This is a genomic window from Streptomyces sp. NPDC111520, assembly GCF_055635295.1.
The window spans coordinates 571658-583128 of sequence record NZ_JBVKBW010000004.1 but is presented as its reverse complement, the minus strand read 5'-3'; the positions used below and the strand labels follow the sequence as shown (position 1 = coordinate 583128).

Annotated in this window: 6 protein-coding genes, 1 pseudogene and 1 riboswitch; of the genes and pseudogenes, 4 read left to right on the top strand and 3 right to left on the bottom strand. The window is 70.7% G+C overall.

The annotated features are described in order from the left end of the window. Positions 1 to 42: 42 nt before the first annotated feature. Positions 43 to 828, bottom strand: coding sequence for a thioesterase II family protein (locus ACZ7MY_RS12165; RefSeq protein WP_499601277.1), 786 nt, complete (start codon positions 826 to 828; stop codon positions 43 to 45). A 382-nt stretch (positions 829 to 1210) separates the two neighbouring features. Continuing rightward, positions 1211 to 1412: riboswitch (cobalamin riboswitch) on the top strand. 28 nt (positions 1413 to 1440) lie between these two features. On the opposite strand from ACZ7MY_RS12165, the gene nicT reads away from it, so the two are divergent. Next, the gene (gene nicT / locus ACZ7MY_RS12160) at positions 1441 to 2538 is read left to right on the top strand and encodes a Nickel transporter NicT (protein ID WP_499601276.1); all 1098 of its coding nucleotides are present in this window, start codon (positions 1441 to 1443) and stop codon (positions 2536 to 2538) included. A gap of 235 nt (positions 2539 to 2773) precedes the next feature. Here the strand turns inward: nicT and ACZ7MY_RS12155 are convergent, their stop codons facing one another. Next, the gene (locus ACZ7MY_RS12155) at positions 2774 to 3283 is read right to left on the bottom strand and encodes a cupin domain-containing protein (RefSeq protein ID WP_499601275.1); all 510 of its coding nucleotides are present in this window, start codon (positions 3281 to 3283) and stop codon (positions 2774 to 2776) included. 338 nt (positions 3284 to 3621) lie between these two features. Between ACZ7MY_RS12155 and ACZ7MY_RS12150 the strand changes: the two genes are divergently transcribed. From ACZ7MY_RS12150 to ACZ7MY_RS12140, 3 genes and pseudogenes are all read left to right on the top strand, one after another. Beyond that, positions 3622 to 4284 carry a TetR/AcrR family transcriptional regulator gene (locus ACZ7MY_RS12150; RefSeq protein ID WP_499601274.1) on the top strand — a complete coding sequence of 221 codons (663 nt, stop codon included), beginning with the start codon at positions 3622 to 3624 and terminating at the stop codon, positions 4282 to 4284. 426 nt (positions 4285 to 4710) lie between these two features. Continuing rightward, complete coding sequence (locus ACZ7MY_RS12145; protein WP_499601273.1) at positions 4711 to 5817, top strand: hypothetical protein; 1107 nt, start codon at positions 4711 to 4713, stop codon at positions 5815 to 5817. 428 nt (positions 5818 to 6245) lie between these two features. Next, positions 6246 to 6413 (top strand): annotated as a pseudogene (locus ACZ7MY_RS12140) (tannase/feruloyl esterase family alpha/beta hydrolase); the annotation flags it as partial. Between the two features lie 212 nt (positions 6414 to 6625). On the opposite strand, the gene ACZ7MY_RS12135 reads toward ACZ7MY_RS12140, so the two are convergent. Then, a complete protein-coding gene (locus ACZ7MY_RS12135) occupies positions 6626 to 11266 on the bottom strand; it encodes a family 78 glycoside hydrolase catalytic domain (protein ID WP_499601272.1) in 4641 nt (1546 codons plus the stop codon). Between the last annotated feature and the right edge of the window lie 205 nt (positions 11267 to 11471).

Sequence of the window (11471 nt, the reverse complement as noted above, 5' to 3'; positions counted from 1 at the left end):
GGGATCGCGCGTGGGCCCCACGCTCCACCGGGACAGCAGGAATCAGTTCGCTGTCCGGAGCCGTGCGAGGAGGTCCCTCACGAGGCTGTCGGCTTCTTCCACGAGGTAGAAATGGCCGCCTTCGAAGGACCGGAAATCGAAACTCGCCCTCGTGATCGCCGACCACGCCATGACGGATTCGTGATCGAGGTCCTTCTCACCGTTCCCGTAGTACGCGACAACGGGAACGTCGAGACGGGAGTCCTCGTCGGGAACGCGGGCGTCGTAGCGTTCCAGCAGGCGGTAGTCCGCGCGGATCGCGGGCAGCACGAGCTCGACCAACGCGGGGTCGCGGAACACCTCGGCCTGTGTGCCGCCCATCTCGGACAGGTCCGCGATCAGCTCCTCGTCGCCCGCGTCCGCCAGCCCCGGCCTCCTCCGCTCCTTCCCCGGGCCGCCGCGTCCCGACACGAACAGTGCGGTCACGGTCCGCCCGTGTTCCTCCCTCAGGCGAGTGGCGAGCTCATAGGCGACGGACGCCCCCATGCTGTGTCCGAAGAAGGCGACAGGGACGTCGAAAAGTTCACGGGACGCGCCGGCGAGGTCCGCGACCAGCTCGTCCATCGTCTCGGCCGGAGCGTCCAGGAAGCGGCTCTCGCGCGCCGGGTACTGGGCGGCGAGCAGTTCCACGCCTTCGGGTACGAGACCCTTCCACGGACGGAAGAAGTTGGCGGTTCCTCCCGCGTGCGGGAAGCACACGAGTCGCAGCGTGGGGGCCGGAGCGGGCCTGATGGTCCGGAACCAGCGACTGGTCGCCGTAGGGGAGGTGCCGGCATTCTGTGGGTTCACGTGGATCCGTCCGATGGGGATCGCGGCGTCAGCGCCGCCTCGCCTTGTTGCGCCATCCGTCCGTGGACTTCGCCGGCCCGGTGACCCCGGGGATGCCAAGAGCGCCCGAATCGTGTGCGCGGCGCCAAAGGGCGGGGGGAGACGGACCCGGCGACGTACCTGCTCCGGAGCGTGCGGCTTGTCGGCCTGAGTTTATCGTCGGCCGTCGGCAGCGGCACACCGAGCACCACCGCCGGACGGGTCCGTCCGCCTGCGGCGGGGAGCCGCCGGCACGGGCGGGCCGCCGGTCGGGCACGGGGTGCACGGGCGACGCCTCCGCAGGCCCGGATGTGATCTTCAACCCCTCCGGTCCCGGAGCCTTGCAGGCCTCCCACCAGGGAATCTAGGGTGGTTGCGCCGCGGTGCTCGGGAAGACCGGTGACAGCTGACACAAGCTCACTCCGGAGCGGCCCTCGCCACTGTGATCGGGTAGTTCCCGCCTCTTCCGCCATCGGCGGTGCCACTGGCCTCACCAAGGCCGGGAAGGCAGAGGCGGGCGCGCTTCGCCCGTAAGCCAGGAGACCGGCCGCGGCATCTCACGAAGTGATCCACGAGGTGCTGGAGCGTGACCGCATGACCCTGCCCACATCCGACCTGCCCGGGGCCTTCCGCTGGCGGCGCGAGGACACCGTCCGCACCGTCGGCCTGATGGCGGTGATCGTGGCTCTGCACGTCGTCGCCTTCGGGATCCTCTTCCTCCTCGTGGTGCCGAACCACTACGAGGTCGGCTCCAAGGCCTTCGGTCTCGGCCTCGGCATCACCGCGTACACGCTGGGGATGCGGCACGCCTTCGACGCCGACCACATCGCCGCCATCGACAACACCACGCGCAAGCTCATGGCGGACGGCAAGCGGCCCGTCTCGGTGGGCTTCTGGTTCGCCCTCGGGCACTCGAGCGTCGTCGTGGCGCTGGCGGCCCTCGTCGCCGGGGGCACGCAGCTCGCCGGCACCCTCGCCGACGAGGACTCCGGCACCCACCAGACGCTCGGGCTGGTCGGCACCACCGTCTCGGGAACCTTCCTCTACGCCATCGCCGCGCTCAACCTCGTCGCGCTGCTGGGCATCCTCCGGGTCTTCAGGAGCATGCGCCGGGGGTCCTTCGACGAGTCCGCACTCGAGGCGCACCTGGACTCGCGCGGCTTCATGAACAGGATCCTGGGCCGGCTGACGAAGGCGATCACGCGCCCGGGCCAGATGTACCCCCTGGGCTTCCTGTTCGGGCTGGGCTTCGACACGGCCACCGAGGTGGCGCTCATGGTCATGGCCGGCAGCGGGGCCGCGGCGGGACTGCCGTGGTACGCGATCCTCTGCCTGCCGCTGCTGTTCGCCGCCGGCATGAGCCTGTTCGACACGCTCGACGGGACCTTCATGAACTTCGCCTACCAGTGGGCGTTCTCCAACCCGGTCCGCAAGGTCTACTACAACCTCACGATCACCGGTCTGTCGATCGCGGTCGCCTTCCTCATCGGCACCATCGAGCTCATCGGTGTCCTGCACGACAAGCTCGACATGACGGACGGCTTCACGGGCTGGGTGGCGGGACTCGACCTCGACAACGTCGGCTACGTGATCGTCGGCCTGTTCGTGGCCGTGTGGGCCGTCGCGATCGCCTACTGGCGCCTCGCCAGGGTGGAGGATCGCTGGGCGGCGCGAACGGCGAGCGGCGGCTGACGCCTTCCGGGACGGAGGCGCACCCGACGCGCAGCCGGCACCGGGCGCATCGCCCACGATCCCTCCGAACGGTCCTCCCACGTCCGGCCCTCAAGGGATGGGTGCCGGTCATCGGTCCGTGGTGCGGCCTGCCCTACCTGCACGCAGAGCCGCAGCGACGGGGGCAGGGCCCTTGGGGCCTGACGGGCAACTGAGCGCCCGCAAGGCCCCAAGGTGTGAGCGTCAGGGGGCCGGTTCAGCTTTCCGGCATCACGGGTGAGTCGATGTCCAGATCGGCGAGCGATTCCCCGTAATCGGCGAATCGCTGGGCGTCCCACAAGGGGGCGGGCACACCGGGTACGGGCTCGTCGCCCCTCATGAAGAGGGCCTCGGGGCCGCCGGGGGTGAACAGGAAGAGCATCTTGGCGTGACGGGTGCTCTTGTTCAGGAAACGGTGGCGGATGCCGGGCGGGACGTACAGGAAGTCCCCCGATCGGGCGATGATCTTCTCGTCGCCGTTGAGGAACTCGAGTTCGCCGTCGAGCAGGTAGAAGGCTTCACTGTTGCGGTTGTGGACATGCGCCACCGGCCCCGCGCCGGGCGGTATGTCCGCCTCGACGAAGCCCAGGTGTCCGTCTGTGTTGTCGGTGTGGACCTTGACCGAGTAGACGTTGTCCGACACCCACTTGGTGATGCCTTCGCCGGCGGGCACGTGGATGGCTCCACGTTTCGTCCAGCGAGGGTCGTCGGTGTCCATCTGCAGCATGGGAAGACTCATCCAGGACTCCTCACAGTAGAAGCAGGCGCGGTCGACCCGGCGCCTGACAGCTGTCAGATTACCCGGCCCTGACAGCTGTCAGACAGGCAGCCCCTGCTGCAGCGCGCTTCCCGGACCTCCCAGGTCAGGCCACTGCGCGACCGTCGGACCTCTGTCGGCTTTCAGCGACGTGCGGCGGTAATGTTCGATGGGGCGCCGCCTCCCGAGGCCGCTCGAGCCCCGAAGTCCGTCAGGGTGGTGGCGCACCGCGGCGCAGGTGGCGTGACTTCCGGCCACCAGCTGGGATTCGGCCGCTCGGCCGATGAGACGTCAGAAGGATGGGTGAGGTGTCAGTGCCGGCAAACGGCGCGATGGACGACACGCGGGACGACCGCCGCCGGGCGAGATCGCCGCAGGTCGACCTCAGCGATGCCGAGATCCTCCAGCGTGGACTCGAGGCCTTCGCCGAACTGGGCTATTCGGGCGCGTCCGTGCGGGAACTGGCCAAGCGCCTCGGGGTCAACCACAACTTCATCAACGACCGCTTCGGTTCGAAGGAGAAATTCTGGCGCGCGGCGGTCGACCATGCCCTCAGGGCTCCCGTCCAACGGCTCAGCTCCATCCTCGACGGTGACCTGGACGACGTCGACAAGTTCAAGTGCGTCGTGCGGACCTTCCACGCCCTGGCGGCGAACATGCCCCATGCGAACCGCATAATCTCCGACGAATCCATTCTCGAGACCGACCGCCTGAACTATCTGTACAGCGAGTACACCGGCCGCTTCGTGGAGAAGCTCGAACCGCTGGCGCAGCGGCTCATCGCCTCGGGCCGGATGCCGGCCATGAGCATGGACGTCCTGTTCAGCGCGCTCACGGGGCCCGCAGTCGTCATGACCCAGAGGCAACTCGTACGCCGCATGAACGAGGAGGGGGAACCTCAGGCGGAGGAGTGGCGGCAGAAGACGGAATCCTTGAGCGAGGTGGTGATCCGAGGGCTGCTCGGCTCATAGGTCCCTGCTTCCGGCCTCAGGCCGCGAGGGCGGGACAGCCGGTTCACCAGGGCTCGGGGATGGTGGTGCAGGCGAGGGCACCACCGCACCAGCGGCGTCGATATCGCGACCTGCATCGGCGGCGGGGGCGGGCAATTCTTCGCCGGTGGAACCCGGCGCGAACGGCGAGCAGCGGCTGACGCCTTCCGGGACGTCCGGAGGCACACCCGACGAGCAACTGCCTCCGGTCCGGCGCGCTGCGCCTGGAGAACCACGATGCCGTGGCGCGCGGATGAACGCCGGGAGCCGCCCGGGCGACCGCCGGGCGGTGTTGTCTCGCGGGCGTCACGGTTGGGCAACACCGCGTCGCCGGGACCCGCGACCCGGGCATGCGGAGCCGCACCATGGGTGTGTTCGGGCGGGATGACGAGGGGAAACGCGGGGGCAATGGAATTCACGGTCGAGCGGACGCTGAGACGGCGCGGCAGACGGTTCTTCGTCGGGGGGATCATCGTGACGGCGGTCGCCCTGCTGTGGCTGGCCGACCTGAAGACGAACGGCAGGACGACGGCCGGCAGCGACAGCGCGATGGCCGCGTGGTTCGTCCTGTTCCTGTCGGTGGTGTCGGTCCTCCGGGGGTGGCGCGACCTGCGCAAGGCGAAACGGCCCTTCCAGTTGCGGGTCGACGGGTTCGGCATCACGCTGCACGACGCCGAGCTGGCCTGGGAGCAGATCGACACCGTCTCTCTCCGGCAGGTCCCCAACTCCGCGGAGAACGTCGACGAGCTCCCCGCGTCGCCCAAGTCGCTGCTGACCCTGTGGACCGCACCTGGCGTGACACTCCGCCGCAAGCCCGACCTGACCTTCGGCGACGACCGGATCCGCTACACCCTCGTGGACTGCACGGACCTGGACCAGAGCGTCTCCGAGCTGACCGCAGCCCTCGCGGAGCACGCCGGAGCCCGCTTCGAGACCGCGCCGCGCTCCGTGCGGCCGCCGATCCCGGTGGCCGTGACGGGGCCCGAACGGGATGTGTCCGGTGGCGAGCAGGTCTTCGCCGACACCCGCCAGGCCGGCACCTGGGCCGTGGTGTGGGCTGCGGCGGCCGCCGTCCTCACGTACTCCTTCTGGGAGCTGATCAGCCGCCCCACCGAGGGCTTCGTGACCGTCATCGCGCTCTGCTGCCTGGTCGGTGCCGTCGCCTGCTGGCCCCTCGCCGGCCGGTCCCTCCTCCGATGGCACCGGCCCCTGCGGCTGCGGGTCGGCCCCGCCGGGATCGGCATGCGTGAATTCACCGAGGAGGAGCAGTACTTCACCTGGGCGCAGGTCGCGGCTGTCTCGGTCGGACCCCGGTCTCCGGGTAGCCGGGACACGCGGCCGTGGGTCGTGGTGTGGCCGTTGCCGGGCACGCCCACGAACCTCCCGCACAGCTATCTGCTGGACGGCCACCAGGCTTACGCCCTGGTCCGGCTTGACCGCCTGCCCGGCGGCGCGGAGGCGGTCGTCCCGGTCATCCGGGCGTACGCGGGAGAGCGCTACGCCGAAACGGCCTGAGGGCGGGAGCCTCCGGCCGTCCTCGACGCGGACGCGGTGCCGAAGGTTTGACGCCGGCGACGTGGCCGTGGATGCAGAACGCCGCTCTCAAACGGGCGAACGAGATCGTCACGCCTGCGACGCGTGCCGTCGCAAACAGAACCCGACCGGGTGGAGGTTCGCGGGCTGCGTGCCCCGGGCCGGAGAAGGCGCGGGGCAGGTAGCGGCCGTACTGGTGGCGCAGGGCGACCGGCCGCGGGTCGTCTGTGTGGGCGAAGGCGGCGACCCGGCGGCCGCGCCCTGCGGGACGTTCGCCCGGACGGTCGCGCGGACGATCGAGGAGCCGACAGCGACGACCCGGTCCAGGTCGCCAGCGGCTTCGGCCTGGGGCGCGAGTCCGGAACGTCCGGCCCGGCTGCCGTCGGTCAGCCGCCGGTGACGGGACCCGGGTCGAGCACGGCAAGGCCCCCAGGACCCTGCCCGCCACCCTGCTGAACTCCGCCGGGCAGGAGGTCGACCGTGACCTGTGCCGCTACCCGGAGGTCTCCCGCCACGACGGCCACGGCGACCCGCACGACGCCTCCAGCTTCCGCTGCGTCGCCCCGTCCCGGCACTGACCTCGATGTGACGGGCTGAGGGAGTCGGCCGGAGCCCTCGGGGACGTCCATGCCGCCGGTGCCGTCCCCGGGATGCCCCCGGGCCCGGCACCGGCGACCGGTTCAGGCGGCGGCGCCACACCTCCCGTCACTCCCCCACACCCGTGCCGCGCGTCGTGTGCCTGGGTTCCCCGACCGCGGGGAACCCGGGCACACGACGTTCACAGGCGGTGTCAGTCGGCCGGCATCACCCACACGTCGGCGATCGAGGGGTCGTAGTCGGCGCCGGTGTCCTGGAAGCGGAGCCGTACGGTGCCGTCGGCCGTGTCGGCGGAGGGATCGACCACGAACTGGTGGGTGATCGTGCCCTGGCCGCCCTCGGTCCGCCTCAGGTCGACGCTGTGCACCGCCTTGCCGTCGGCCTGGACGTCGTAGGTCTTGCGCCGAGGGCCGTCGAAGGTCTCGACGACGCGGACCACGAAGCGGCCGGTGGTGGGTACGGCGGCGTCGAACTCGAACCAGCCGCCCGGGTAGGAGGAGTGGGTGTACCGCCGGGTCAGCCCGGCCTCGGTGTTCGTCCCCGAGTGCTCCGACGCCGTGAGCCGGTGGGCGGACTCCGACGTCCCGTCACCGAGGTCGACGTGGTCGCCCGACTGCGCGGGCGGGGTGGGCAGGGAGACCGTGATCGAGCCGGTGGCCTGCTCCGCCGCCGTCGAGCCGGTCGCCGCGGTCACCGCGGCCGGGCCCTCGACGACGGATAGGGGCACCGTCACCACGGTGTCGACCGTCGTCTCCTGCCCCGGGGCCATCTGGTAGCCGACCGGGTCCGGCGTCGGCCAGCCGTCGGGGAGGCCGAGCGTGAGTTTGCCGGACTGCGCGACGTCGGTGCGGTTGGTCAGCACGGTGCGGACGGTGGTCCGCTCGCCCGGGGCGGCCGGGTCGGGCGTGGTGGACACCCGGCCGATGGCGACGCCGGGGGCGATCACCAGGCCCGCCGACACCGGTAGCGTCGCCGTTCCTCCCGCGTACTGGTAGGACACCGAGCCGGTGAGGTCGGCCACGGACGCCGGCGCGTCCTTCGCGACGGTGACGTCGTAGGCGTGCTCGAGCGTGCTGCCCGCGCCCGTCGTGGTCGCGTGCCGGCCCACGGGCTTCACCGTCCAGCCGCTGGGTGCCTGCAGTGTCGAATCGACGCCGGTAAGCGGCTGCTTGCCGGTGTTCTTCAACGCCACGTTCACGCGGACGACGTCGCCCGGGAGGATCTCGCCGGCCGGCACGTCCAGCGCGGCCACTGCGCCGACCAGGCGCGACGACGCCCGCGAAAGGACCTTCTCGATGCCGGTCAGTGAGTCACGCAGCTTCGTGGCCGCGGTCTTGTCGATCGCGCCCTGCTCGGCGTACGTCCGCGTCCACCGGTCGAGGTCGGCCACGCCGGCGAGCGCACGGTGCACCGCGGCGGCGGTCAGCCGCTCGTCCGCGCCCTGGGCCTGCAGGCGCCACGCGGCGTCGAGCTCCTTGCGCGTCAGGGCGGTGCGAAGCTGCAGGTGCCCCTTGGCGATCTTGCCGAGACCGCGCACCTGCAGCGCGTCGACGTCGTCGGCGAACGACCCCGCCTGGGCCCGGGCCGCCCCCAGGTCCCCGAGCACCGGGTCGACCGCGAACGCGTAGTGCCCCGAGCCGACCTCCAGCACGACGTCGCCGCCGGCCTGCTCGACGTAGGCCACGTCGTCGACGTCGCCGATCGGCGTGCCGCCCTCGGTGACCGCCCAGCGGTTCGCCGCCGGGATGCGCACCTCGGCGGTGGTGTTCGCCGGCACGGTGACGTCGAGCTTCATCGCGCCGCCGGTCGTGTCCCACGCGCTGCGCACGGTGCCGTACGGCGTCTGGTGGCTGAAGTCGACGTGGTCGACGCCCTCACCGGGCTCGGGGGCGATGAGCACCTTGCGGTAGCCCGGTTCTGCCGCCGAGACGCCCGCCATGGTGCGGTACATCCACTCGCCGACCGCGCCGTACGCGTAGTGGTTGAACGAGTTCATGCCGACGTCGTTGAAGGTGCCGTCGGGGTTGATGGAGTTCCACCGCTCCCAGACCGTGGTCGCGCCCTTGCCGATCTCGTAGCCCCAGGACGGGTAGTCGGTGTGCTGCAGCAGCCGGTAGGCGATGTCGGTGCGGCCCGCCTCGGTGAGCGCCGGCAGCAGTCCGTCGACGCCGAGGAAGCCGGTCGACAGGTGGTAGTCGCGGCGCTCGAGGGTCTTGACAAACTTGGCGACGATCGCGTCGCGCCGGTCGGCGGGGGCGAGGTCGTTGGTGAGCGTCAGGATGTACGAGGTCTGGCTGTCGCCCTTGACGGTGCCGTCGGCGCCGATGAACGCCGCCTGGTACGCCGACCTGATCGCCTCGTGGCGCTGCCGGTACGCGGCCGCGTCGTCGTCCCGTCCGACGGCGGCCGCCATCTGGGCGAACTCGAGGGTGCTCTTGGCGACGAACGCGGTGTCGAGCACGTCGGCCGGGGTCGCGTCGTCGAGGTTGAGCCAGTCGAGGTAACCGCCGGCGGAGCGGATGTGGTTGGTGGAGTCGGCGTCGAGGAAGTCGACGTAGGCCTTCATCATGTCGTAGTTGTCGCGGATGACGTCGGTGTCGCCGTAGGCCTGCCACAGCGTCCACGGCACGTGCACGCCGGCGTCCATCCAGCCGGCCGACTCGTAGCCGCCGTCGAAGCGTCCGGGGACCACGGGGGCGACGCCGGGCAGCGAGCCGTTGGGCCGCTGGGTGTCCCGCAGGTCCTGCAGCCACTTGGTCAGGAAGGACTGGGCGTCCATGTTGTAGACGGCGGTGCGGGCGAAGACGTTGATGTCGCCGGTCCAGCCCATCCGCTCGTCGCGCGCCGGGGTGTCCGTGGGGATGGACAGGAAGTTGCCGCGCATGCCCCAGACGATGTTGCTCTGCAACTGGTCGACCAGGTCGGAGTCGGTGTCGAGGCTGCTGGTGAGGTCGCCGTCGGTGCCGACGACGACGCCGACCAGGTCCTTGGCCGCGGGGGCCTCGTCGACGCCGGACACCTCGACGTAGCGGAAGCCGTGGAAGGTGAACGAGGGCTCGAAGGTCTCCGGCCGGTCGCCGGCGAAGGTGTAGTGGTCGGTCGCCTTCGCGGTGCGCAGGTTCGCGGTGTAGAGCGTCCCGTCGGGGTTGAGGACCTCGCCGTGACGGATCGTCACCGTACGGCCGGGCTCGCCCTTGAGGGTGAGGCGGACGTGGCCGACCATGTTCTGCCCGAGGTCGTAGAGGAAGGTGCCCGGGGTCGGCGAGTCGATCCGCTTCGCGGTCCTGAGTTCCTGGGTGACCCGTACGTCGACCGCGGTCTGGGGTTCGAGCACGTTCACCGGCTCGTCGCGGACCTCCGCCGTGGCCCAGTCCGCGTCGTCGTAACCGGGCTTGTCCCAGCCGTCGACCTGCTTCGCCACCCGGGCGTCGTAGGACTCGCCGTCGAGGAGGTCGGCCTCACGGGTCGGACCGGAGGTGGTGGTCCAGGTGCCGTCGGTCCGGACGGTGGTGTTGGTGCCGTCGGTGAACTCGACCAGCATCTCGGCGATCACCGAGTCGTCCTTGCCGTAGACGTCGGTACCGAACATGGCGACCTTGCCGCTGTACCAGCCGGGTGCGACCTCGGCGCCGAGCACGTTGGCGCCGGCGCGGACCTGGCGGGTCACGTCGTAGGTCTGGTAGTCGATGCGCTTGTCGTACGCCGTCAGTCCGGGCGCGAGTTCGGCGTCGCCCACCCGTGCGCCGTTCAGGCGCAGTTCGTACACGCCGCGCGCGGAGGCGTAGACGCGGGCCCGGGCGACCTTCTTGCCGCCGAGGTCGAACTCCTTGCGCAGCAGCGGGACGGCTTCGTCGCGCCGCAGCCAGGCCTCGCCGCCCTCGCTGTCGACGCGCAGGCCGCCGGCGGTGACGGTGCCGGACGCGAAGGTGCGGTCGCCCGCCGGGAAGGCGGTGTCGGCCAGGACGGTGCCGTCGGCGCTGGTGACCGTGACGTCGCGGACCAGTCCGCGCTCCGCGCCGCTGGTGCGGAAGCCCATCGTGCCGGGGCCGCCGAACGTGGTGTCGGTGCGCCGGTCCAGCTGCTTGCCGTCGACGGTGGTGGTGATCGTGTCGCCGTCGACGGCGATCGCGTAGTCGTGCTCGGCGGCGAAGTCGAACCCGGACGGGAACGGTGTCGCCTTGAGGACCGAGTAGCCGCTGTTGCGCTTCACGTGGGGGCGCAGCGCGTCGTCGGCCTCGCTGATCTGCCACATGTAGGCGTTCTCGGTGTCCTGGCCGCGGAAGTAGACGCCGAGAGCCCCGTTGATGCCGGAAGCGGTGAACTCGACCGTGTAGTCCTTCCACTGGGCGCCGAGGGCCGGTGTGTCGGCGCCGATCCACGAGGCGCTCCACGGCCGGCCGCCCAGAGCGGTGCCGAACGTGGCGGGCTTGCTCCACTGGGAGGCGGTGCCCCGGTCGTCCCACACCCGGACGGACCAGACGTAGTCGGTGTGCGGCCGCAGCGCGGGGCCGCCGTAGCGGACGCCGACCGACTGGCGTGAGGTGACCTTCCCGCTGTCCCAGACGTCGGGTCTGTCGATGCGGCCGGCCGAAGAGGCGACGTGTATCTCGTAGGCCCGCTGCGTGACGCCGCGGCGTTCTGAGCCGAGCTGCCAGCCGAGGGTGGGTGCTGTCAACGGGATGCCGAGCGGCTCGTCAAGGGCGTTGACCGTCAGATGGCTGACGCTCGTTGCAGCGGCGGCTGGGGCGGCGGGTGGACTCGCTGCAGTCGCCGTCGTGGTGGGCACCACGACGAGGACAGATGCAGCGACCACGGCGGCGATGTGCTGACGCACGGGCGCTCCTCAAGAGGCGTAATGAATCGCTTCAATGACACTCTGGAGGGCATCTCACCACTCTGGCAACGAGTTGGACAGACTTGCTCGCACAGATTCGATAGATCAATGAAACGGTTTAACCCGACGGGTCCATCGCATCCTGTGCTGGAGGGGGTTGACCCGGTGCCTTGGCGGCCCGGCACCCGAGTCGGCCTGCCGCGCT

What these genes read in the sequence shown, in the direction of transcription:
- nicT (WP_499601276.1), top strand. Translation starts at nt 1,441, where the DNA reads ATGACCCTGCCCACATCCGACCTGCCCGGGGCCTTCCGCTGGCGGCGC.
- ACZ7MY_RS12155 (WP_499601275.1), bottom strand. Translation starts at nt 3,283, where the DNA reads ATGCTGCAGATGGACACCGACGACCCTCGCTGGACGAAACGTGGAGCC.
- ACZ7MY_RS12145 (WP_499601273.1), top strand. Translation starts at nt 4,711, where the DNA reads ATGGAATTCACGGTCGAGCGGACGCTGAGACGGCGCGGCAGACGGTTC.